The 21,792-nt window shown below is 63.0% G+C and carries 20 protein-coding genes and 2 pseudogenes; 2 read left to right on the top strand and 20 right to left on the bottom strand.

Going from position 1 to position 21,792, the window contains the following annotated elements:
• Position 1 precedes the first annotated feature (1 nt).
• From IVA95_RS15155 to IVA95_RS15140, 4 genes are all read right to left on the bottom strand, one after another.
• Entirely contained in the window at positions 2-481 is a 480-nt protein-coding gene (locus tag IVA95_RS15155; RefSeq protein ID WP_213250382.1) for a hypothetical protein, read from the bottom strand.
• A 611-nt stretch (positions 482-1,092) separates the two neighbouring features.
• Positions 1,093-1,713: an Isoquinoline 1-oxidoreductase subunit gene (locus IVA95_RS15150; protein ID WP_247511190.1), complete on the bottom strand. Its 621-nt coding sequence runs from the start codon at positions 1,711-1,713 to the stop codon at positions 1,093-1,095.
• A complete protein-coding gene (locus IVA95_RS15145; RefSeq protein ID WP_247511189.1) occupies positions 1,710-3,893 on the bottom strand; it encodes a xanthine dehydrogenase family protein molybdopterin-binding subunit in 2,184 nt (727 codons plus the stop codon). The genes IVA95_RS15150 and IVA95_RS15145 overlap by 4 nt, the downstream gene beginning before the upstream one ends.
• Positions 3,894-3,896: 3 nt before the next feature.
• Positions 3,897-4,358: a (2Fe-2S)-binding protein gene (locus IVA95_RS15140; RefSeq protein ID WP_247511188.1), complete on the bottom strand. Its 462-nt coding sequence runs from the start codon at positions 4,356-4,358 to the stop codon at positions 3,897-3,899.
• 266 nt (positions 4,359-4,624) lie between these two features.
• On the opposite strand from IVA95_RS15140, the gene IVA95_RS15135 reads away from it, so the two are divergent.
• Complete coding sequence (locus IVA95_RS15135; RefSeq protein WP_247511187.1) at positions 4,625-5,518, top strand: LysR family transcriptional regulator; 894 nt, start codon at positions 4,625-4,627, stop codon at positions 5,516-5,518.
• Positions 5,519-5,548: 30 nt separating this feature from the next.
• Here IVA95_RS15135 and IVA95_RS15130 read toward each other — a convergent pair whose 3' ends face one another.
• The 3 genes and pseudogenes from IVA95_RS15130 to mtnK all read right to left on the bottom strand — a co-directional run bounded on the left by IVA95_RS15130 (position 5,549) and on the right by mtnK (position 8,480).
• Positions 5,549-5,941, bottom strand: coding sequence for a putative quinol monooxygenase (locus IVA95_RS15130; RefSeq protein ID WP_247511186.1), 393 nt, complete (start codon positions 5,939-5,941; stop codon positions 5,549-5,551).
• A 14-nt stretch (positions 5,942-5,955) separates the two neighbouring features.
• A complete protein-coding gene (locus tag IVA95_RS15125; RefSeq protein ID WP_247511213.1) occupies positions 5,956-6,696 on the bottom strand; it encodes a carboxymuconolactone decarboxylase family protein in 741 nt (246 codons plus the stop codon).
• Positions 6,697-7,195: 499 nt separating this feature from the next.
• Positions 7,196-8,480 (bottom strand): annotated as a pseudogene (mtnK, locus tag IVA95_RS15120) (S-methyl-5-thioribose kinase).
• 191 nt (positions 8,481-8,671) lie between these two features.
• On the opposite strand from mtnK, the pseudogene IVA95_RS15115 reads away from it, so the two are divergent.
• Positions 8,672-9,309, top strand: a pseudogene (locus IVA95_RS15115) (class I SAM-dependent methyltransferase).
• Positions 9,310-9,416: 107 nt separating this feature from the next.
• Here the strand turns inward: IVA95_RS15115 and IVA95_RS15110 are convergent.
• From IVA95_RS15110 to nuoH, 13 genes are all read right to left on the bottom strand, one after another.
• Positions 9,417-10,025, bottom strand: a complete 609-nt coding sequence (locus IVA95_RS15110; RefSeq protein ID WP_247511185.1) for a class I SAM-dependent methyltransferase — start codon at positions 10,023-10,025, stop codon at positions 9,417-9,419.
• Positions 10,026-10,057: 32 nt separating this feature from the next.
• Positions 10,058-10,411, bottom strand: a complete 354-nt coding sequence (locus IVA95_RS15105; RefSeq protein WP_247511184.1) for a hypothetical protein — start codon at positions 10,409-10,411, stop codon at positions 10,058-10,060.
• A gap of 25 nt (positions 10,412-10,436) precedes the next feature.
• Positions 10,437-10,712 (bottom strand): DUF1467 family protein, encoded by a 276-nt coding sequence (locus tag IVA95_RS15100; protein WP_213250395.1) that lies wholly within the window; start codon positions 10,710-10,712, stop codon positions 10,437-10,439.
• 6 nt (positions 10,713-10,718) lie between these two features.
• Positions 10,719-11,123: a methylmalonyl-CoA epimerase gene (gene mce / locus IVA95_RS15095; protein ID WP_247511183.1), complete on the bottom strand. Its 405-nt coding sequence runs from the start codon at positions 11,121-11,123 to the stop codon at positions 10,719-10,721.
• Positions 11,124-11,332: 209 nt separating this feature from the next.
• On the bottom strand, positions 11,333-13,003 hold the full coding sequence (locus IVA95_RS15090) for a ribonuclease J (RefSeq protein WP_247511182.1): 1,671 nt from the start codon (positions 13,001-13,003) through the stop codon (positions 11,333-11,335).
• Entirely contained in the window at positions 13,003-13,815 is an 813-nt protein-coding gene (locus tag IVA95_RS15085; protein WP_247511181.1) for a biotin--[acetyl-CoA-carboxylase] ligase, read from the bottom strand. The genes IVA95_RS15090 and IVA95_RS15085 overlap by 1 nt, the downstream gene beginning before the upstream one ends.
• A 61-nt stretch (positions 13,816-13,876) precedes the next feature.
• The gene (gene nuoN / locus IVA95_RS15080; RefSeq protein WP_247511180.1) at positions 13,877-15,316 is read right to left on the bottom strand and encodes an NADH-quinone oxidoreductase subunit NuoN; all 1,440 of its coding nucleotides are present in this window, start codon (positions 15,314-15,316) and stop codon (positions 13,877-13,879) included.
• A gap of 66 nt (positions 15,317-15,382) precedes the next feature.
• Positions 15,383-16,894: an NADH-quinone oxidoreductase subunit M gene (locus tag IVA95_RS15075; protein ID WP_247511179.1), complete on the bottom strand. Its 1,512-nt coding sequence runs from the start codon at positions 16,892-16,894 to the stop codon at positions 15,383-15,385.
• Positions 16,894-18,972 (bottom strand): NADH-quinone oxidoreductase subunit L, encoded by a 2,079-nt coding sequence (gene nuoL / locus IVA95_RS15070; protein WP_247511178.1) that lies wholly within the window; start codon positions 18,970-18,972, stop codon positions 16,894-16,896. The genes IVA95_RS15075 and nuoL overlap by 1 nt, the downstream gene beginning before the upstream one ends.
• A gap of 66 nt (positions 18,973-19,038) precedes the next feature.
• Entirely contained in the window at positions 19,039-19,347 is a 309-nt protein-coding gene (gene nuoK / locus IVA95_RS15065; RefSeq protein ID WP_028345789.1) for an NADH-quinone oxidoreductase subunit NuoK, read from the bottom strand.
• Positions 19,344-19,982 (bottom strand): NADH-quinone oxidoreductase subunit J, encoded by a 639-nt coding sequence (locus IVA95_RS15060; RefSeq protein WP_247511177.1) that lies wholly within the window; start codon positions 19,980-19,982, stop codon positions 19,344-19,346. Before IVA95_RS15060 ends, nuoK begins: the two co-directional genes overlap by 4 nt.
• 228 nt (positions 19,983-20,210) lie before the next feature.
• Positions 20,211-20,705, bottom strand: coding sequence for an NADH-quinone oxidoreductase subunit NuoI (gene nuoI / locus IVA95_RS15055; RefSeq protein ID WP_108516273.1), 495 nt, complete (start codon positions 20,703-20,705; stop codon positions 20,211-20,213).
• Positions 20,706-20,712: 7 nt separating this feature from the next.
• Positions 20,713-21,783 (bottom strand): NADH-quinone oxidoreductase subunit NuoH, encoded by a 1,071-nt coding sequence (gene nuoH, locus IVA95_RS15050; RefSeq protein WP_247511176.1) that lies wholly within the window; start codon positions 21,781-21,783, stop codon positions 20,713-20,715.
• Positions 21,784-21,792 lie beyond the last annotated feature (9 nt).

Raw genomic sequence — 21,792 nt, 5'->3', positions numbered from 1 at the left:
TTTACTCCCCGGCTTTGGCTTCGGCCATGGCCGGAGCTGCAATCTTGTCCTTCATTTCCTCGCAGATCTTGCGGACTTCCGCCGTCACCAACGAACAGCTCTCAATTTGAACGAAGACACGTTTAGCCTCCGCGCGGTAGCGCGCTGCGGTCTCCTTCAGTTCTTCAGTCACCGCGAGCGCCTCGCGAGTCATGGCCTCGCATTGCCTGGCTTGCTCGATAAGCTCAACGCCCAGGGCTTCGATGTCCTTCGCCGCGGCTTCATATTCGCGGACGACAGCTTCCGCTGACAGCTTGCCGATCTCCGTGGCCCCGTCGCTATGCTCCACATAGTCCGGCATCCCCAAATCCGGAGCGCGTACCGAGGGCGGCGCGAAATCGGTCGGTTGGGATTCGTGAATTGGCAGCTTGCGAAACTCTTCTTCAATCTCGCGTTCAAGATCGAGCGTATTTAACATCGGCGGTTTTACTGAACGTACCATGCGGATGCTCCTTGAATGATAATGTGAGCAGACACCAAAAATCTCTCGAAATGCAGCTTAGACGGTTAGCTCTCCTGTGGAGGCGAGCAACCAAATCCGTTAGGTAAGCTTGTTATTTAACCTTGATGTCCGCGCTGGCGGTTAATTCGGGAACTATCGGAAGAGTGCCGTCTCGGCGGGGCCCCACGATTCAGCTTGAGAATGTTGATCGGCGGTATGATCCTGCTGGCGGCGCTAATCATCAACGCGTATGCGCAGCGTTTGCGGAACGAAACGCCGGCTCCGTATGCAGCGCACGGCGCCGCGGCGCAGAGGCGGGACCTAGGGTTTCGACACGTGGACCTCGGATCTGAAGACGCCGGCTCGCACAGGATGAGGCGCCTGGAAGAGAGGATCGATCCGTACATTGCCCGTGAAATACTTCGCCTCTCGCTTGCGGGATGATGCGAGCCGGATCGTGCGATCTGCATGGCTCCAGTCCTTCCGCAAGAACCTATAAGCTGGAGCAATATGGCGCGCGGGAGCTTCGACGACCGATGCGAAACGCATTTTGATATAGCCAAGACTCCGAAGGGACATTCCTGACGGCATGCGGAATTAACACCTCCGCCTCATGACGGCGGGCAATGCGCGCCAGCATCAGCCCAGGCCTGCAGCAGGGCGCCGAACGCGGCCTGCGTGCCCGGCGCGGGCTCGCGGCCCGGACCGGGCGACCAGCCCCACCCCACGAGCGAGTCCTCTGCCATGTGATGCAGGAGCGCGGCCATGTCCTTGCCGCCGTTGCGGTTCGGATCCTTGATCTGCGCGCAGATCTCGCCGAGCGTGCGCCCCTCCCAAGCCATCGACGCCGGGGCGAGGTGCCACTGCGGATGGCCGGGGACGCGGGCGGCATCGAAATTCGCGGCGTGGTGGCAGGCATTGCAGGTCATGCCGGCCGCACCGTGCCCGTCGGCCCCGCGCACCACAAGCGGTTGATGCGGCCGCATCGCGTCGCCCTGCAACGGCCGCTCGGTCGCCGGATGGCAGTTCACACAACGCGCATGCTGCAGCACCTTGCCGGCCTCTTCGAAGAGCGCGATCGAACGCGCCTGTTGATCGCCGATGTTCTGGAAGCTCGAGACGGGGCGCAAGTCCTTCGCAGTCTGCTGGCGGGTGGTCTGAGCCACCGCGCCCGCGACGAGAACCGTCACGGCGGCCGCCCCCGCCGCGAGGAGAGCCTGTGCGCGCATCATGCGACCGCCCTCACCAATGGCAGGCGGCGCGGCCGCCCGAGGCCGAGCCGTGCCATCGCGTTCGCGACAGCGGGCCCGATCGGCGGCACGCCCGGCTCGCCGACGCCCGTCGGCTTCTCGGTCGAGTTCACGACGCGCACCTCGACCTGAGGCATTTCGTGGATGCGCAGCACGCGGTAGGTGTCGAAATTCGCCGGCACCGGCCGGCCCTGATCGAGAGCCACCTCGCCGTAGAGTGCCGCGCCGACACCAAAACCGATGCCCCCTTCCATCTGCGCGCGGATCACGTCCGGATTGACCGGCACGCCGCAATCGACGGCGCACCAGACCTTATGCACGCGCGGGCCGTCGTCGCCGGCCGAGACCTCGGCGATCTGGGCGACGTAGCTGTCGAAGCTCTTCACTACCGCGACGCCGCGGGCGCGGCCATTGACCGGGCCGGGACCGGACCATTGCGCGAGCTCGGCCACGGCGCGCAGCACGCCCGCCTCGCGCGGCGCCTTACCCATCATGGCGAGCCGGCCCGCCACCGGATCCAGCCCTGTCGCCTGCAGGAGTTCGTCGACGAAGCATTCGACCGCATATCCGGTGTGCGTATGGCCGACGGAGCGCCACCACAGGACCGGCACGCCGACATCCGTCGTGTGCAGATCGCAGCGGAAATCGACGATATCGTAGGGGATTTCCCTCGCGCCCTCGACCGACGTGGCGTCGATGCCGCCCTTTGCCATCACGGCCTCGAAGGGCGAGCCCTTCAAGATCGATTGGCTGACGATGGTGTCGGCCCAGGCGACGATCTTGCCATCACGGAGGCCGCCGCGCATACGGTGCACGATGAGCGGACGGTAGTAGCCGCCGCGGATGTCGTCCTCGCGGGTCCAGACGAGCTTCACCGGCCGGCCAGGACCGATCGCCTTCGCCACCTCGGCCAATTCTTCCGCCAGATGACTCGTTTGCTGCGCCCGGCGCCCGAAACTGCCGCCGGCCAGCATCGTTTCCAATTCCACCTGCTCCGGCTTGAGCCCAAGCACCGTGGCGATCGTCTGGTGATCGAGCGTTTGCAACTGGCTGCCGAAGCGGGCATGCGCGCGTGGTCCGTCCCAGCGCAGGAAGCCGTCGAGCGGCTCCATGGGTGCGTGCGCGAGATAGGGGAAAACGTATTCGGCTTCAATGATTCTCTCGGCGCGCGCGAGCGTCGTGATCGCGTCCCCGTGGGCACCGGCAATGCGGCCAGGCCGGCGCGCCAGCGCGCGGTATTCCTGGATGAGTTGGTCGCTGCTGCGCTTCTCGGCGGCCGAGTCGTCCCAGTTCATGCGAAGTTGTTCGCGTCCCTTGATCGCCGGCCAGGTGCCGTTGGCGTAGACGGCCACGCCGGTTGGCACCTGCTTGACGTCGACCACGCCCTGGACCGCGCGTGCCGCGCTCGCATCGAAGGACGCGACCCGGGCGCCGAACCACGGCGGGCGCGCCACGACGACGGTGAGCATTCCGGGTTCACGCATGTCGATCGTGAACTGCGCTGTTCCGTCGGATTTCGCGGCACTGTCGAGTTTCTTGACCGAGCCGTCGTCGCGGCCGATCAGCCGGAAGACGGACGGGTCCTTGAGCGGCGGGTCGGCCGGGGCCAGCTGGCGCGCGGCTGCCTCGGCGAACTGCCCGAAGCGGCCCTCGCGACCGGTCCCGGCATGGCGCAGCACGCCGCGTTCGACCGTGATCTCGGGCGCCGGCACGCCCCAGCTTTGCGCCGCGGCGGCGACCAGCATGGCGCGCGCAGTTGCGCCCGCCTTGCGCATCTGATCGTACGAATTGGCGATCGCGGTGGAGCCGCCCGTACCCTGCACGCCGAAGGCCAAATTCTTATAGAAGTCGGCGTTGGCGGGCGCGTGCTCGGCCCGCACCTTTGACCAGTCGGCGTCGAGTTCCTCGGCGACAAGGGTTGCGAGACCGGTGAAGGGACCCTGGCCGAACTCGATATGCTTGATCAGTACGGTCACCGTATCATCCGCGCCGATGCGAATGAAGGCGTTGGGCGCGAAATCAGCGCCGCCGGCGGCGCGACGGAAGGCATGCGCCGCGCCCGATTGCGCGCGCGCCATCTCGGGCAGATGAAGGCCGATGACGAGGCCGGCGGCGCCCTTGAGCACAGTGCGGCGGGAAAGCGCAACGTCGTGGGTCGTCATGGCTCAGCCCTCGAGCGCGCGGGCGGCGTCGTGGATCGCGGCGCGGATGCGGACGTAGGTGGCGCAGCGGCAGACGTTGCCGTTCATCGCGAGATCAATGTCGCGGTCGCTCGGTTTCTTGACCTGCTTGAGGAGCGCGACGGCGCTCATCACCTGGCCTGACTGGCAGTAGCCGCATTGCGGCACGTCGCGCGCGATCCAGGCCTGCTGTACCGCCTCGGCTTCCCGCCCGGAGACGCCCTCGATGGTGGTCACCTCGCGGGTGCCGAGTGCTGAGATCGGCAGGGCACAGGAGCGCATTGGCTTGCCATCCACGAACACGGTGCAGGCGCCGCATTGTGCAACACCGCAGCCGAATTTCGTGCCGGTCAGGCCGAGCGCATCACGCAGGACCCAGAGGAGCGGCGCGTCATTATCGACATCGACGCTCTGCATAGTACCGTTGACCTTGACCGCAAGCGCCATGGCTGCCTCCCGGTTTGCTGAGCACTGATTGATGCAGACGACGGCCTATGCGCTGTCGCCGCTCCACGGGCATCGAATAACTACTCCGCCTCCTGACCGGTTCCCGGGCTCCGAACACGATTCATCGGGAGCAGCATGTCCGATGTGATCGCAGCTTCGGGAAGCATCGCGTTGCGCGATGCCTCTGGCCACGGTGACAATTTAAAAGATGGCTCTACTGCGACTACCTCCTATAATCTGCAAGGACTTATAAGGTGGTGCAATAAATGGCGCGCGGGAGCTTCGACGACCTTCGCTACCTCATAGCCGTCGCGCGGGACCAAAGCTTTACAAAGGCGGCGGGGAAGCTCGGCGTTTCGCAGTCGGCTCTCAGCCAGACGATCCGCCAGATCGAGGAGCGTCTGGGCGTTCGGCTTCTCGCCCGCACGACCCGCAGTGTCTCGCTGACCGAAGCGGGCGAGCGGCTGGTGCGGACGGTGGCACCTCGCCTCGAGGAGATTGATGCCGAGCTCGAGGCCTTGAGCGAACTCCGGGAAAAGCCCGCTGGCACCGTGCGGATCACGGCCGGGGACCACGCAATCAAGTCGATCCTCTGGCCGAAGCTGCAGAAATTTCTGCCGGATTACCCTGACATCAAGGTCGAAATTGTTATCGACTATGGTCTGACGGATATCGTTGCCGAGCGCCATGATGCCGGCGTGCGCTGGGGCGAGCAGGTTGCGAAGGACATGATCGCGGTGCGGATCGGACCCGACATCCGCTTCGCCGTTGTCGGCACGAAATCCTACTTTGCGAAACGAGCAGCTCCACGAACGCCGCAGGATCTGATCGACCACAACTGCATCAACCTGCGCCTGCCGACCTATGGCGGCATCTATGCCTGGGAGTTCGAGAAGGACGGGCGCGAGCTGAAAGTGCGCGTCGAGGGTCAGCTCGTCTTCAACAGCATTTTCCAGGTGCTGGATGCCGCCGCTGCCGGGCTTGGACTAGCCTTTGTGCCGGAGGACATCGCGCAGCCTTATCTCGCGAAGGGGCGCCTGAAGCGCGTGCTTGAAGCGTGGTGCCCGCCCTGGTCGGGCTACCACCTCTATTATCCTCACCGCCGTCAGTCTTCACCGGCTTTTGCCTTGCTGGTCGACGCGTTGCGCTACCGGGGATAACAGCGTTCAAGAGGAGCCGTACCGTTCCCCTCACTTCGCCTTGGCGCCGAGCATAATGGGGACGGCCCGGACAAGTTTGAGTGACTTGACCATCTTCTCCGTCGTGGCCTTGTATTTTTTGAAATGAGTGGATTCCAGATGCGCCTTGTACGCATCCGCATCCCTATAAATTTCAAAAACTCTAATGTTGGCGGGATTATCCTTTTCAGACACGGCGTATAAGACCAGAACTCCTGGCTCCAGGCGAATAGCAGCGTCGATTTGCTCCAGAACCGCAGCCTTGTAGCCTTCCAACTGAGCGGGATCGATTTCCAGTTCTGCTAGCTGCACGTATTGGCCTTGCGTCTCCTGGGTAAGCGCGGGCCCGCACAGACATAGCGTCAGCACCGAGGCGCCAACAATTAGAGAATGCTTAATGTTCATGTCGCCCTCCTGAATTAGCGGGGACGTTTCTCGAAGACATCTTTCGCGACTGGCATCGCCGAGAAGGCGTTGGGCCAACCCGCGTAATAGGCGAGGTGCATGATCGCTTCAGCAGCCTGCTCTTGCGTCAGGCCATTATCCATCGCCCGATTGAGATGGTAGGGCACCTGCGCGATCTGGCCCGATGCGATCAGCGCGCTCACGGTCACGAGGCTCCGGTCACGTGGTGCCAGGTCGGGGCGCAGCCATAGGTCGCGGAACAGGACGTCGGTGGTATGTTGAACGAGTCCCGGAGACGTGGCGCCGAACTGCTGCCCGACCCGTGAAGCGCGGTCGGCCTCCGCGGCTTCGTTCAGCGACAGGAGCGGAGGCGACGCGGGAGCGAGCTGATCAGGTCCGATTCCGCGCTGGGCAAAGACGTCCCTGGCGGGTCCTATCGCCGCAAAGGCGTTCGCCCAGCCCGAATAGAAGGCCAGATGGGTAATGATCTCCGAAAGCTCGCCTGGCTTGACGCCGTTGTCGATCGCCTGATTGAAATAATAAGTCATCGGCAGGGTCAGCTCGCGGGCGATGAGCGCTGCGACCGTGACAATGCTTCGATCGCGCGGGCTCAGACCGGGCCGTTTCCAGACCTCGCCGTAGAGGCGTTCCTGCGTGTACTTCTCAAGAGCTGGAGCAACCCGCCGCACGTCTTCCGGTGACAGTCTCCGGCCCGTGACGTTGGATTGCTGCGCGTGCGCGAATGACGATGCCATCAAGAAGACCGATGCGATCGTGGTGCGAAGAAATTTCACGTCGAACTCCGTTCCTGAGTTTCTGTCACTCGCCTGTATTCCGCGTGGCGCACAGGCATCGGGCTGGGCGATGAGCGGAGCCTCTCGTCAACTGCGCACCCCCCGGCCGTAACGAACGAACCAGAGCTAGAACCGGCCAGCACATGCTTGTTGTAGGCGCCATCGAGCCATTCGATTAGGCGGCAGAATGCGCATGCAGTTATTAGAACGGCTGATGAATTGCCCGGATGACATTCAGCCGGTGGCTTTCGCTAGCATCCTGAAATCGGCATTCCGTGTCCCGGACGCGGTGCAGCCTAGGCGATGCGCAGCATCGTCCGGCAACGCTGCTCCGCAGAGCCGGGACCCGTCGTCTCGGCACATGGACCCCGGATTAGCCGTGCACCACGCCGCAAGCGCGCCGCGCTGCACTGCATCCGGGGAACGCCCCACTAGCGCTGTAAGGTGACCGTAAAGCAATTTAGGCGAAATCCGGCTGCCAGTCGCGCAGTTCCCGCGTCGCTTTCGTCACGGAGACGATCGTCGGAAACGAGGTCGTGTCCACCATCATCGCGCGCCAGTCGCAGGCTGCGCGCCTCAGAGATCGCCCGCCGCTTCGGGTCTTCGATCAATTCGAAATCGATATTGTGCGCCAGCCCCAGAACGCGGCGGATGATTTTTGCGGCCGCGAATCCGACGGTGTCCTGGAAAAGCCGCGCCATATAGGCCTGCCGCTCGGCCTCCAGCCGCGCGGCGCCGGCCTCGCCTTCGAACAGCGTCCGCGGATAGGCATCGCCTCCCGCCCGCGTCCGCCACAGCTCCAGGAACTTGCTGGCGAAGTCGCTCCAGACGTTCTCGACCGTCTTCAGCACCCACGCCTCGAACGCGCGGCGCTCGCCCGGCGCACGCTCGTGGCCAGCCGATGCCAGATAGGCCATCAGCAGATTGGCGATGAAGGCCCCGATATCAAAGCCCATCGGTCCGTAGAAGGCGAACTCGGGGTCGATCACCTTGGTCTCGCTTTCGCTCACCATGATCGATCCGGTGTGGAGATCGCCGTGGATCAGGGCTTCCGGGGAGCCCATGAATTTGACCTTCAGCCGCGAGATCGCGACGTGGAGGTCGAGATCTTCACGGAAGGCCGCCGCGGTCGCATCCAGCCAGGGCTGAGTCCAGCGGTTTTGCTCGGCTACGCGGTAGGGATCGGTGAAAATCAGGTCCTCGGTGATCTTGCAGAGTGCATGGTTGCCGGCGAACGCGGCCATCCCCTCCTTCTTTTCGGCGGCCGATATCGCGAGGTCGGAGGACAGGAACAGCGTGCGCGCCAGGAAGGTCGTGATGTCCTCGACGAAGCGCGGATATGTCGCGCCGGCCACCAGCCCCTTGCGCATGATGATGTGCGGCTCGAGCAGCTCCATGACGACAAGCGCCAGCGCCTCGTTGTGGTGCAGCACATCAGGCACCAGCCCCGGCGCCAGCCGCGCCTGATGCGTCAGCGCCAGATATTCATAGTGCGACCGCGACAGCGGCAGCGGCCAGCTCTCCCCGACGAGCCGCACGTAAGGGAGCGCCTGCTTGACGGCGATGCCGCCCGTCGTCCCCTTGACGATGAACACGAGATTGAGGTTGCCGTCGCCGACTTCGCTGATCGACCAGGAAGCCGCGGCGCCGCCAAGACGTGCCGCGACTTCGGTAAGTCCTGCGAGGTAATCCCGCAGATCGGCTTCATGCAGAATTCGGTATTCGTCCTGCCGGCGATTAGCCAACGATGTTGCTGTGAACTCATCGCGTCTGCCCCCCGTGCTGGTTCGGGGGCTACCGTTTACTCCCGTTCCAGGAAATTCGAGCCGATATCGGCCTTTTTCTTGACCTGATCATAATCGCAAAATTCTGTCAGATTTCGACAATCTTCTTGTCTGACGCATATAGTAGGCTTCGCCGAAAGGGTGGACGGCACATGAGCATCACAAGCGACGCCCGTTTCTGGGACAGGTCCTCCCGCAGATACGCCAGATCTCGCATCGCGGATCCGAACGGATACGAGCGCACCTCGAGCGCACGCGCGCTTATCTGCAGCCTGGGGACAGTGTGCTGGAACTGGGTTGCGGCACGGGAACGACGGCGCTGCGACTTGCGAATGGCGTGCGGAGCTACCTCGCGACCGATATTTCCGGCGGGATGATCGCGATCGCCGAAGAGAAGCTCGCGGTCGAGTCGATCCCGGCACTTTCCTTTCGCACCGCGACCGCCGAAGAACTGGTCCACGAAGAAAGCCGGTTCGATGCCGTTGTGGGCTTCAACTATCTGCATCTGGTGCGCAACGTGCCGGACACGCTGCGCAGCATCCACGTACTGCTGAAGCCCGGGGGACTGTTCATCTCGAAAACGCCTTGCCTGGGAGACATGAACCCGCTGATCCGGCTGGTCCTGCTGCCCGCGATGCAACTCATCGGAAAGGCGCCACATGTCAGCTCCCTCGGCGCGTCCGAACTCGAGCGGTTGATCGTTGGCGCGGGTTTCGACGTGCTTGTCCGAGAGAGCCACGCCAGCAAGGGCAAGGACCAACGCCCCTACATTGTGGCCCGCAAGCGATGACCGAAATTTCAGCGCCCGGACCGATGTCGGCTTTCTTCTTGATCGGGTCATAGTCGCAAAGACGCTGTCGGCGACCAGCGTTCACCGTCCGCATTTGTCCCAGCGCCTCAAATGAGCTGCGCGAGCCAAATGGTGTGGCCACCGCAGCCGGGGTCCTCGACGACATGCGACACCACGCGAAACCCGTTCCGATCGAGCAACGAACGATATTCGACGGGATCGAGACTCGCATGATACAGCGGCTCGCCGCCAAAATTCCCGATCACCTCGCCATGCGCGGGGCCGCTTGTGAACATCAGTGCCGCGCTCGGTGCCGCGTGCGCGCGAAACACCGGAAACATCCGGCGCTGGTCGTCATGGCAGAGGTGAAAGAAACTGTCCCACGCAACAATACCGGAGAACTGCCGCCGCAAGGCAAGTGTGCGCATATCGGCAACTATCCATTCCTGCTTGGGAAAATGCTTTCGGCAGACATCGATCATCGCCGTGGAGGAATCCACGCCAACGACGGGATGACCAAGCCCGATCAGATACGCGGCCAATGGTTCAGCGGATCCGCACCCGACGTCGAGGATCGAGCCAGCAGGCGGAAGCAGCGTCCGGAAGCGGTCGATCCAAGGCTTTTCAAACAGATCGCTGCGTGCGCGGCTCTCGATCCAGTCCTGCGCCTTGCGCTGATACAGGTCGATGATACCTGCGGCCTCTTCCGATGGCATTCAGGAACTCACGCTCCACTTATAGCCCCAGCCTAGAATGTTTCCCGTTCCAGAAAATTCGATCCGATATCTGCCTTCTTCTTGATCGGGTCATAGTCACAAAAGACGCTGTCGGCGACCAGCGTGTAGCTTGGGATGATCGTATCCTTGTTGAGCTTGACTGAGGTCAGGCCAATGACGGCGGTCTGCTTGCCGCCGGTCCATTTGAACGGGGTCGTGCTCTGCACCCTCTCGCAGGCGGCGACCGCGTCGGCGAACACCGAGCTCTCCACGAACGCCTTCACCGTTCGAAGCTGCCCCAGCGTCTTCCAGTTCATGTAGAACGATCCGGCAAGGCCGGCGGCAAGCAGCACGACGAGCGCCATCAGGATGCGTTGAACGGCCATTCTTCTCCCCCGCCAGATCGAAGTGTCAGAACGGCAGCCCCATCAGCTTCGACAGCCGCTCGATATTCAGATAGCCCTGATGATACGCCCACATCCCGATGCCGAAGACCACGCCCGAGATCACCGTGGTCCAGAGCAGCTTCCAGCCCATCCGCGCCATGACCGGCGCGCCGGGGTCGGTGCCGGGCGCGCCCTCGCCATCCTCATGCTGGCTGCGGACGCCGAACGGCAGCGTCGTGAACAGCACGACCCACCACAGCACGAAGTAGATCGCAAGCGCGGTGGAGATGCTGTAAGCCATCAGCGTTCAAGCCTGTTCGATTTCGACGAGCGCGCCGGAGAAATCCTTGGGATGGAAGAACAGTACCGGCTTGCCATGCGCGCCGATCTTGGGTTCGCCGTCGCCGAGCACGCGCGCGCCCCCGCTGATCAGCTTGTCGCGCGCGGCGATGATGTCGGGCACGTCGTAGCAGATGTGGTGAATGCCGCCGTCGGCATTGCGCTCGACGAATTTGGCGATCGGCGAGGCTTCGCCGAGCGGCTGGATGAACTCGATCTTGGTGTTGGGCAGCGTCACGAACACGGTGATGACGCCATGCTCCGGCAGCGGCACCGCGCCGGAGATTTCGGCGCCGAACGCGCTGCCGTAGATTTTGGCAGCTTTTTCCGCGTCTTTGACCGCGATCGCGACGTGATTGAGCCGGCCCAGCATGATTATTCCACTCCCGTCTTGCCGGCACGTTGGCGCGGTGCGATAACCTTAGTACGTCACAAGCCAGCCCTCATGGTGAGGAGCGCGAAGCGCGTCTCGAACCACGAGGCCCCGTCTGTGGCCTACATCCTTCGAGACGCCCGCTCCGCGGGCTCCTCAGGATGAGGGGTTTGAGCAGCTATGACACAGTAGAACTAACGCTTTCTACCTCAAACCATCAGAACATGAACGAGGCAAATCGGCTTCTTGCCCCAATTCTCGGCAATGACCGCCCGCACCGCGCGGCGCACCGATTCCGCCGTGGCGTCCGCGTCGCGGCGCCGCGCCCGCGGCAGTCCTTCAACCGTAGAGATCACCACGTCGAACACGATCTCGTCGATGAGCTCGCCGGCTATATTCTTCTCGGGGATGCCGACGAGATCAACCTCGGGATCGTCGACCAGTTCGCCCTTATCGGTCATGGCAATCGCCACGAAGGCGCAACCGGCAAACCCCATGCGGCGCCGTTCCACCACGGCGCGGGATTTTGCATCCTCCAGGATCGCGCCGTCCTTGTAGAGCCGCCCGGCCGGCAGTTCGTCGATGATGCCGGGCTCGCCGGGGCCAAGCTTGACCAGATCGCCGTTACGGCAGGTTATGACTTTCGGCACGCCGGCGGCGCGCGCCAGCTTGGCGTGCTCGGCGAGATGCAGCGCCTCGCCATGGACGGGGATCAGTATCTGCGGGCGCACCCATGAGATCATGTCGCGCAACTCGTCGCGGCGCGGATGGCCGGAGACGTGGACGAGATCGTTGCGGTCGGTGATGACCTCGATACCCTGTACGACCAACCCGTTGATGATGCCGCCGACCGCCTTCTCGTTGCCAGGAATGGTACGCGAGGAAAAGATCACGCTGTCGCCCTTGTTCAGCGTTACCTGCGGATGGTCGTTGTTGGCGATGCGGGCCAGCGCGGCGCGCGGCTCGCCCTGGCTGCCGGTACACAGCGCCAGCACCTTATCCGGCGGGAAATGGCCATAATAATCGGCACTGCGAAAGTTCTGCACGCCGTCGAGATAGCCGGTCTCGCGGGCGACCTGCACCACGCGCTCCATGGCGCGGCCAACTACGACCACCTCGCGGTCGGCGGCCCTGGCGGCGTCCGCCACCGCTTTGACCCGCGCGACGTTGGAAGCGAAGGTGGTGACGGCGACCCGGCCCTTGGCGGCGCCGACCAGCTTCTTGATGGTGGCGGCGACTTCGGTTTCCGAGGGCGAGCGCCCGTCCCTTACCGCATTGGTGGAATCCCCGACCAGCGCCAGCACGCCCGCGTCGCCAAGCTCGCGCAAGCGGCGCTCGTCGGTCGGCAGACCGATGATCGGCGTCGGGTCGATCTTCCAGTCGCCGGTATGGAGGACGGTGCCGGCGGAAGTGTGGATCGCCAGCGCATGCGATTCCGGAATCGAATGCGCGACCGGAATGAATTCGACGGTGAACGGCCCAAGCTCGACGCGGCCGCCCGACGGCACCACCGTCACCGGGATTTTCGGCGGGTTGCGCTCGGCGGCGCATTTGGCCTCGAACAGCGCAGCGCTGAACTTGGTCGCATAGACTTTGCACTGCAGCTTCGGCCAGAGGTCCATGATGGCGCCGAAATGGTCCTCATGGGCGTGCGTCAGCACCAGGCCCATCAGGTTGTCGCGCTCTTTCTCCAGGAAGCGGATATCGGGCATGATCAGGTCGATGCCCGGCAGGTGCTCCTCGTCGCCAAAGGAGACGCCGAGATCGACCGCCAGCCAGGACCGCTGGTGGCGGTTGCCGAGCCCATAGATCGACAGGTTCATGCCGATCTCGCCGACACCGCCCAGCGGCGCAAACGTCAGTTCATCCGGCCGCGCCATCAGGCAGCTCCCACTGACGCTGCCGCGCCGAAATAGACTTCGCCCGCCGTGACGGCCGAGCGCTTGCCTTCGGCGCTGCGAACGATCAGGCAGCCGCTCTCGTCGATGGTGTCGAACGTGCCTTCGACGGTCGCGGATCCCGTGTTGATCGCGACCCGCTCGCCGAGACCGAAGGCACGCTCCAGCCAGGCTTTCCGAATGTCGCTAAAGCCACGGCCGTTGTCCCAGATGCCGCGGAACTCAACCCAGGCATCCGACAGCGCCGTGAAAAGCTCCTCCGCGCCGACATGGACGCCGAGCGTCGAGAGCGAGGTCGCCGGCGTCGGCGTGCCCTCGGGCGCGGCAATGACATTGGTGCCGATACCGACCACCACGGCGAGACGGTTACCCGCCACGGCTTCAGCCTCCAGCAGGATCCCGGCGAGCTTCTGCCGCTCCGCCAGCACGTCGTTCGGCCATTTCAAGGTGAATTTCAGTGGGTCGGCGCCGGCCCGGCGCATATTGGCTTCGATGCTGAGTTTCTGCAGCGCGCGCTCCAGCGAAAGCCCGGCGGCAAAGCCAAGCGTCGCAGCCACGGCCGGCGACACATCCATGACTTCCAGAATGCTGCTGGCGAGGTTGCCGCGCGGCGCGATCCAGGCGCGCTGCCGTCGGCCCCGCCCTGCCGTTTGTTCGGTGGTTACGAACCAGGTCGGGCCAACTTCGCCGTCGCGGGCGCGTGACATGGCTTCGGCGTTGGTCGAACCGATCCGGTCGAAGGCGGCGAGGCGATAGCCCGCCGATATGGCTTTGGGACCGAGCGAGAAAGTCATTTCCAGTTTCTGCGCATGATCTTCTCCGAAACCCGGGGCCCGCTTTTCGGGATCATACGCTCTAAAACAGCGACTTCGCCGCCGCCGTGGCGACGCTGACCAGCGGCCCCGGATAGACGAAGAAGAAGATGTTGAAGAGACCGGCAACCGCCAGCACCGTGCGCAGTTCGATGCGCATCGGCTCGATCTGGCCGGCCGGCTCGTCGAAATACATCACCTTGATGATGGTGAGATAGTAGAACGCGCCCACCACGCTGGTCAGCACGCCGATAACGGCGAGCGTGAACAGGCCCGCCTTGATCGCGGCGACGAACACGTACCATTTGGCGAAGAAGCCCGCGAGCGGCGGAATGCCGGCCAGCGAGAACAGCAGCATGGCGAAAAAGAACGCCAGCATCGGATTGGTGCGCGACAGGCCTGCGAAATCGCTGATCTGCTCGACCGCCTGCCCGTTGCGCTTCATGGTCAGGATGACGGCAAAGGAGCCGAGTGTCATCGCGACGTAGATCGCGATATAGACCAGCACGCCCTGGGCGCCCTCCACCGTGCCCGACGCGAGCCCGACCAGGGCAAAGCCCATATGGCCGATCGACGAATAGGCCATCAGGCGCTTGATGTTCCTCTGTCCGATCGCGGCGAACGAACCCAGCGCCATCGAGGCGATCGCAACGAACACGAGTATCTGCTGCCATTGCGGGACGATGCCCGGGAAAGCGGTCAGCGTGACGCGGGTGAACACCGCAAGGGCCGCGACCTTCGGCGCGGAAGCAAAGAACGCCGTGACCGGCGTCGGCGCGCCCTCATAGACGTCGGGCGTCCACATATGGAACGGCACGGCAGACACCTTGAAGCAGAGCCCGGCCAGCAGGAACACGAGGCCGAACACGATACCGACGCTGCCGGTCTTCACCGCCGCCGCGATACCCGCAAAATCGACTGTGCCGGTAAAACCATAGATCAGCGAGGCGCCATAGAGCAGCATGCCGGAGGACAGCGCGCCGAGGACAAAATACTTCAGTCCGGCCTCGGTGGACTTGGCATTGTCGCGGTTGCTTGCCGCGACCACGTAGAGCGCCAGCGACATCAGCTCGAGCCCGAGATAGAGCATGATCAGGTCCGCGGCCGAGATCAGCACCATCATGCCGAGCGTGGAGAGCAGCACCAAGATGGAATATTCGAAAATGCGCCGCGACGGGTCGGACAGAAACTCCGTCGACAGGATCAGCGTAACCGCCGAGCCGATGATCGCAAGAATTTTCAGGAAGCGGGCGAAGTCGTCGACGATGAAGCTGCCGCCGAAGGTCGTGAGCTTGCCCGCCGGCAGCATCAGTTCCAGCGCGCCGGTGACGACCAGCAGCACGACCGCGAGGCCGGTGACGAGCCGGGTCGTCGTCCCCTCCCCGCGATAGGCGCCCAGCATCAACAGCGCCATGGCGCCGACGGCCAGCACCAGCTCCGGCAATACCGGCAGCAACGGATAACCTGCACTGGAAAAGCTCATGGCATTCTTATCCTTGGCGCGTTTTCTTCATGCGAACCGGCTTCCACTTCGCTTGAAAACGCTACGTTATTGCGCCACCAGCGCGGCTGCCTTCACGGCAGTCACGGCGGCATTATAATTGTTGACGAGTTGCTGAACCGAGGCGGCCGACATGTCGAGCACCGGCTTCGGATAGACGCCGAACAGAATGGTGAGCGCCACCAGTGGGAACAGCGTCAGGCTTTCGCGTAACGTCAGGTCCTTGATGCTGGCCAGCGCCGGTTTGGTCAGCGCGCCGAACACGACCTTGCGATAGAGCCACAGCGCATAGCCGGCCGACAGGATGACGCCAAGGGTTGCAAAAGTTGCGGTCGGGATCGAGACCTTGAAGGTGCCGAGCAGCGTCATGAATTCGCCGACGAAGCCCGAGGTGCCCGGCAGCCCGACATTGGCCATGGTGAAGACCATGAACACCAGCGCGTAGAGCGGCATCCGGTTGACGAGACCGCCATAGGCCGCGATCTCGCGGGTATGCATGCGGTCGTAGACGATGCCGACGCAGAGGAACAGCGCGCCGGAGACGATGCCGTGTGACACCATCTGGAACACGCCGCCGGCCACGCCTTGCGTGGTGCCGGCGAAGATGCCCATGGTGACGAAGCCCATATGGGCGACCGACGAATAGGCGATCAGCTTCTTGATATCTTCCTGCATCAGCGCCACCAGAGAGGTGTAGACGATGGCGATCACCGACAGCGAAAAGATGATCCAGGCGAAATCATGCGACGCCAGCGGGAACATCGGCAGCGAGAAGCGCAGGAAGCCGTAGCCGCCCATCTTCAACAGGATCGCGGCCAGGATCACCGAGCCAGCCGTCGGCGCCTCGACGTGCGCATCGGGCAACCAGGTGTGCACCGGCCACATCGGCATCTTCACCGCAAACGAGGCAAAGAAGGCCAGCCAGGCCCAGGTCTGCAAGCTACGCGGCACGGCGGTCTGCATCAGGGTCGGGATGTCGGTGGTGCCGGCGTTCCAGTACAGCGCCATGATTGCGAGCAGCATCAAGACCGAGCCGAGCAGCGTGTAGAGGAAGAACTTGAACGACGCGTAGACCCGGCGCGGACCGCCCCAGACGCCGATGATCAGGAACATCGGGATCAGGCCGCCTTCGAAGAACAGATAGAACAGCACGAGATCGAGCGCTGAAAACGTGCCGACCATCAGCGTTTCCAGCAGCAGGAAGGCCATCATGTATTCGCGCACGCGCATCGTGACCGATTTCCAGCTCGCGATGATGCAGAGCGGCATCAGGGCGGTGGTCAGGATCACGAACGGCAGCGAAATGCCGTCGACACCCATGTGATAGGTGATGCCGCTGGCGAGCCAGTTCGCTTTTTCGACGAACTGGAAGTCGGGGTTGGCGGCATCGAAGCGCCAGACCAGGATCAGCGACACCGCGAAGGTGACCAGCGTGGTCCACAGCGCGATCCAGCGCGCATTGCGCCGCGCGGCTTCGTCCTCGCCACGGCTGAGATAGATCACCAGCGCGCCGAGCACCGGCAGGAAAGTGACGACCGAAAGAATGGGCCAGGTTGTCATTACTGGCCTCCCAAGCCGAACATAAACCAGGTGATCAGCCCCGCGACCCCGATCAGCATCGCAAAGGCATAGTGATAGAGGTAGCCGGTCTGGATCTTCACCACATTGCGGGTGACGTCGAGCACGCGCGCCGAGACACCGTCCGGGCCGAAGCCATCGATGACGAAACCGTCGCCCTTCTTCCATAGAAAGCGGCCGAGCCACTTCGCCGGGCGAACGAAGATGATTTCATAGAGCTCGTCGAAGTACCATTTGTTGAGCAGGAACTGGTAGAGCATCTGGTGCTGGTTGGCGAGTTCGACCGGCAGATACGGCCGGCGGATGTAGAATACGTACGAGATGTAAAGGCCAATCACCATCATGACGGTCGGCAGATAGACGATGATCTTCGGAATGTGGTGCATCTCGTCGATGATGTTCGGATGCATCTTCAGCGACTCGCGGAAGAACTCTCCCACACCGTGGCCGGCAAACACTTCGTAGAACGGGAAACCGGCCAGGATCGAGCCTGCAGCGAGGATGCCGATCGGGATCAGCATCCACAGCGGCGACTCATGGGCGGCCTCGTAATGATGCTGGTCATGCGGCTCGCCGTGGAAAGTCTTGAAAATCAAGCGCCACGAATAGAACGAGGTCAGTCCCGCCGCGACCACCGTCATCGCGAAGCCGTAGTACGCGAAAGGGTTGTGCGCGACATAGGCCGACTCGATGATCGCGTCCTTGGAGAAATAGCCCGCAGTCAGCGGGAAGCCGGTCAGCGCAAGCGTGCCGATCACCATCACTGCATAGGTGTAAGGAATCTTGCGCCACAGCCCGCCCATGTTGCGGATGTCCTGCTCGTGATGCATGGCGTAGATCACTGAGCCTGACCCTAAGAACAGCAGCGCCTTGAAGAAGGCGTGGGTGAACAGGTGGTACATGCCGACCGAATAGGCCCCTGCTCCCATCGCCACGAACATGTAGCCGAGCTGCGAACAGGTCGAATAGGCGACGATGCGCTTGATGTCGTTCTGCACGAGGCCGACTGTTGCGGCGAAAAACGCGGTGGTGGCGCCGAAGAACATCACAACGGCCTGCGCGTTCGGCGCCAGTTCAAACAGCGGCGACAGCCGCGCCACCATGAACACACCCGCGGTGACCATGGTCGCGGCGTGGATCAGCGCCGAGACCGGGGTAGGACCTTCCATCGCGTCCGGCAGCCAGGTGTGCAGCAGGAACTGGGCTGACTTGCCCATCGCGCCCATGAACAGCAACAGGCAGATCAGCGTCAGCGCATCGGCGTGCCAGCCGAAGAAATTGATGGTCTTGCCCGAGAGCCCCTGCGCGCCGGCAAAGATGGTCTCGAAATCGGTGGTATTCAGCAGCATGAACACGGCGAAGATGCCGAGCGCAAAGCCGAAATCGCCGACCCGGTTGACCACGAAGGCCTTGATCGCCGCCGCGTTCGCCGACGGCTTTTGGTACCAGAAGCCGATCAGCAGATAGCTCGCCAGACCGACGCCCTCCCAGCCGAAGAAGAGCTGGACCAGATTGTCCGCAGTCACCAGCATCAGCATCGCGAAGGTGAACAGCGAGAGATAGGCGAAGAAGCGCGGCCGGTGCGGGTCCTCGTCCATATAGCCGATGGAATAGAGGTGCACGAGCGAGGAGACGGTGTTGACCACCACCAGCATCACGGCGGTCAGCGTGTCGACGCGCAGCGCCCACGATACCTGCAGATCGCCGGAATTGATCCAGGGGAACAGCGCAATCCGGGCGTCGTGGTGCATGAAACCGACATCGACCAGCGTCAACCAGGAAAGCGCGGCGGAAACGAACAGAAGTCCCGTCGTGATCAGTTCAGCCGCGCGCGAACCCTGAGCCGGCGGCTCGGAAACATGATGGCCGTCGTGGCCGTGATCGTCGTGGCCATGGGCCTCGGCGGCGTGCGCGTGATCGCCAAGGCCTTGATCGTGATGGCCGTGGTCGTGGTGCTTGACCTCATCGCCGCTCGGGTTGCGTGCATGCGCTCCGAAGATCGCGATCAGGCCGGCCAGAATCGCGCCCAGCAGCGGCAGAAAGACGATTGCCTGAACCATTAGTCGATCCTTTTGCGCATGATCTTGCCGGAAAACCGGCTTCCACTTTTCCGGATCATGCGCGCCCTAGCCCTTCATCAGATTGACGTCTTCAACCGCAATCGAACCGCGGTTGCGGAAATAGACCACCAGCACCGCAAGACCGATCGCAGCTTCAGCGGCTGCAACCGTCAGCACCAGGAGTGCGAACACCTGGCCTACGATGTCGCCGAGGAAGGTCGAGAACGCCACCAGGTTGATGTTGACGGCGAGCAGGATCAGCTCGATCGACATCAAAATGACGATGATATTCTTGCGGTTTAAGAAGATGCCGAGGATCCCGATCGTGAACAGGGTGGCGGCGACCGCGAGATAGTGGCCCAGACCGATCGTCATTTCACCCACTCCGCCGCGTCCGAATCCTGCAGCCCCTGCCCCGGCGCCACCTTGCGCACGGCCATCGCGAGTTCCGGCGTCCGCGCGTTCTGCACGTTGATGTCCTGCCGCTTGACCTTCGCCTTGTGGCGCAGCGTCAACACGATGGCGCCGATCATCGCGACCAGAAGCACCATGCCGGCGATCTGGAAGTAATGGATGTACTTCGTATAGAGCACCAGCCCGAGCGCCTCGGTGTTGCTGACATTGGCCGGGATGGCCGACGTGATCGATTTCGCCGCGCCGGGGTTCATGACCCAGCCGCCGGCAACCAGCAGCAATTCGGCGAGGAAGATGCCGCCGATCACGAGGCCGATCGGCAGATATTCGATGAAGCCCTCACGCAGTTCGGTGAAATCGACATCGAGCATCATGATCACGAACAGGAACAACACCGCGACCGCGCCGACATAGACCACGATCAGCATCATGCCGAGGAATTCGGCGCCCAGCAGGATGAACAGGCCGGAGGCGTTGACGAAGGCCAGGATCAGATACAGCACGGAGTGCACGGGATTGCGCGACACAATCACCATCACCGCCGAGGCAACGCAGACGCCGGCGAAGAGATAGAAGAACAGCGCGGGAAGGATCATGCGACGCTCCTGATTTGGAGGGCCGGTCTATCCAGGCGTGCAGCTGCGTTGCCTGCCCCCTTGCGGGGTCCGAGGCGAGCGAAGCTCGCTCTCGAGGTTAGGGAGAGGGGTAAGCCACGCGCACCGACCCCGGGGCTCACCCCTCTCTCCAGCTCTCCCCCGCAAGGGGGGAGAGGGCTGACCGCCGTTGCGGCGAATGCGTGCATCTCACAGGCCACGTTCATCACCTCAGCGGTACGGCGCGTCGAGTTCGATGGCTTTCGCAATCTCGCGCTCCCAGCGGTCGCCATTGGCGAGCAGTTTCGCCTTGTCATAATAGAGTTCCTCGCGGGTCTCGGTCGCGAATTCGAAATTCGGTCCCTCGACGATGGCATCGACCGGGCAGGCTTCCTGGCACAGGCCGCAATAGATGCATTTCACCATGTCGATGTCGTAGCGCACGGTGCGGCGGGTGCCGTCGTTGCGGCGCGGGCCGGCCTCGATCGTGATCGCCTGCGCCGGGCAGATCGCCTCGCACAGCTTGCAGGCGATGCAGCGCTCTTCGCCGTTCGGGTAGCGGCGCAGCGCATGCTCACCGCGGAAGCGCGGCGAGATCGGGTTCTTCTCGAACGGATAGTTGATGGTCGGCTTCGGCTTGAAGAAATAGCGCATGGCTAGGAAGAACGCCGATACGAATTCGCTCAAGAGAAGCGCGCGGGCCGTTGCGTTGATGTTGACACTCATGAAGGCCTCACTTCGGCGCAATGCCGGCGAATTGCAGCACCCCGGCCACAATCACCACCATTGCCAGCGACAGCGGCAAAAACACCTTCCAGCCGAGTCGCATCAGTTGATCGTAGCGATAGCGCGGCACCATCGCCTTCGCCATCGCGAACAGGAAGAACATGAAGAACACTTTCAGCGCGAACCAGACCACACCCGGGATCCAGGTGAACGGCGGCAGCGCCACCGGCGGCAGCCAGCCGCCCAGGAACATGATCGTCGCCAGCGCGCACATCGTGGTGATCGCGACATATTCGCCGAGCATGAACAACAGATACGGCGTCGAACCGTATTCAACCATGAAGCCGGCGACCAGTTCGGATTCCGCTTCCACCAGATCGAACGGCGGACGGTTGGTCTCGGCCAGCGCCGAGATGTAGAACACGACAAACATCGGGAACAGCGGCCACACATACCAGTTCAGGATGGTGAGCTGCGGCAATCCGATCAGGCTGGCGAAGCCGCGGGTGTTCTGCGCTTCCACCAGGCCCGACAGATTGAGGGTGCCGGCGCACAGCAAGACGGTGATGATGACGAAGCCGATCGAGACCTCGTAGGAGACCATCTGCGCCGCGGAGCGAAGCGCGGCCAGGAACGGGTATTTCGAGTTCGACGACCAGCCGGCCATGATGATGCCGTAGATCGACAGCGAGGAGATCGCGAAGATGTAGAGCACGCCGACATTGATGTCTGCGATCACCCAGCCGAGATCCATCGGGATCACGGCCCAGGCCGCCAGCGCCAGCACGCAGGACACCAGCGGCGCCAGCAGGAATACGCCCTTGTTGGAGCCGGACGGAATGATCGGCTCCTTCAGCACGAACTTCAGGAGGTCCGCGAACGATTGCAGCAAGCCCCAGGGACCCACGACGTTGGGGCCGCGGCGGATTTGCACCGCCGCCCAGATCTTGCGGTCGGCGAGCAGGATGTAGGCGATCGCGATCAGCAGCACGACGAGCAGCAACAAGCTTTGCGCGACCATGATGATCAGCGGCCAGAGGAAGCTGGTCCAGAACGAGCTTGCGAAGAAATCAGCCATCAGATCACG

It is taken from the genome of Bradyrhizobium sp. 157 (assembly GCF_023073815.1).
Taxonomy (GTDB): Bacteria; Pseudomonadota; Alphaproteobacteria; order Rhizobiales; family Xanthobacteraceae; genus Bradyrhizobium.
Note: the sequence above shows the minus strand (reverse complement) of the source record. Positions and strands in the feature narration are given on the sequence as shown.

Coding starts and splice junctions, on each gene's coding strand:
- IVA95_RS15155 (WP_213250382.1), bottom strand. CDS start 481: ATGGTACGTTCAGTAAAACCGCCGATGTTAAATACGCTCGATCTTGAA.
- IVA95_RS15150 (WP_247511190.1), bottom strand. CDS start 1,713: ATGATGCGCGCACAGGCTCTCCTCGCGGCGGGGGCGGCCGCCGTGACG.
- IVA95_RS15145 (WP_247511189.1), bottom strand. CDS start 3,893: ATGACGACCCACGACGTTGCGCTTTCCCGCCGCACTGTGCTCAAGGGC.
- IVA95_RS15140 (WP_247511188.1), bottom strand. CDS start 4,358: ATGGCGCTTGCGGTCAAGGTCAACGGTACTATGCAGAGCGTCGATGTC.
- IVA95_RS15135 (WP_247511187.1), top strand. CDS start 4,625: ATGGCGCGCGGGAGCTTCGACGACCTTCGCTACCTCATAGCCGTCGCG.
- IVA95_RS15130 (WP_247511186.1), bottom strand. CDS start 5,941: ATGAACATTAAGCATTCTCTAATTGTTGGCGCCTCGGTGCTGACGCTA.
- IVA95_RS15125 (WP_247511213.1), bottom strand. CDS start 6,696: ATGGCATCGTCATTCGCGCACGCGCAGCAATCCAACGTCACGGGCCGG.
- IVA95_RS15110 (WP_247511185.1), bottom strand. CDS start 10,025: ATGCCATCGGAAGAGGCCGCAGGTATCATCGACCTGTATCAGCGCAAG.
- IVA95_RS15105 (WP_247511184.1), bottom strand. CDS start 10,411: ATGGCCGTTCAACGCATCCTGATGGCGCTCGTCGTGCTGCTTGCCGCC.
- IVA95_RS15100 (WP_213250395.1), bottom strand. CDS start 10,712: ATGGCTTACAGCATCTCCACCGCGCTTGCGATCTACTTCGTGCTGTGG.
- mce (WP_247511183.1), bottom strand. CDS start 11,123: ATGCTGGGCCGGCTCAATCACGTCGCGATCGCGGTCAAAGACGCGGAA.
- IVA95_RS15090 (WP_247511182.1), bottom strand. CDS start 13,003: ATGGCGCGGCCGGATGAACTGACGTTTGCGCCGCTGGGCGGTGTCGGC.
- IVA95_RS15085 (WP_247511181.1), bottom strand. CDS start 13,815: ATGACTTTCTCGCTCGGTCCCAAAGCCATATCGGCGGGCTATCGCCTC.
- nuoN (WP_247511180.1), bottom strand. CDS start 15,316: ATGAGCTTTTCCAGTGCAGGTTATCCGTTGCTGCCGGTATTGCCGGAG.
- IVA95_RS15075 (WP_247511179.1), bottom strand. CDS start 16,894: ATGACAACCTGGCCCATTCTTTCGGTCGTCACTTTCCTGCCGGTGCTC.
- nuoL (WP_247511178.1), bottom strand. CDS start 18,972: ATGGTTCAGGCAATCGTCTTTCTGCCGCTGCTGGGCGCGATTCTGGCC.
- nuoK (WP_028345789.1), bottom strand. CDS start 19,347: ATGACGATCGGTCTGGGCCACTATCTCGCGGTCGCCGCCACCCTGTTC.
- IVA95_RS15060 (WP_247511177.1), bottom strand. CDS start 19,982: ATGATCCTTCCCGCGCTGTTCTTCTATCTCTTCGCCGGCGTCTGCGTT.
- nuoI (WP_108516273.1), bottom strand. CDS start 20,705: ATGAGTGTCAACATCAACGCAACGGCCCGCGCGCTTCTCTTGAGCGAA.
- nuoH (WP_247511176.1), bottom strand. CDS start 21,783: ATGGCTGATTTCTTCGCAAGCTCGTTCTGGACCAGCTTCCTCTGGCCG.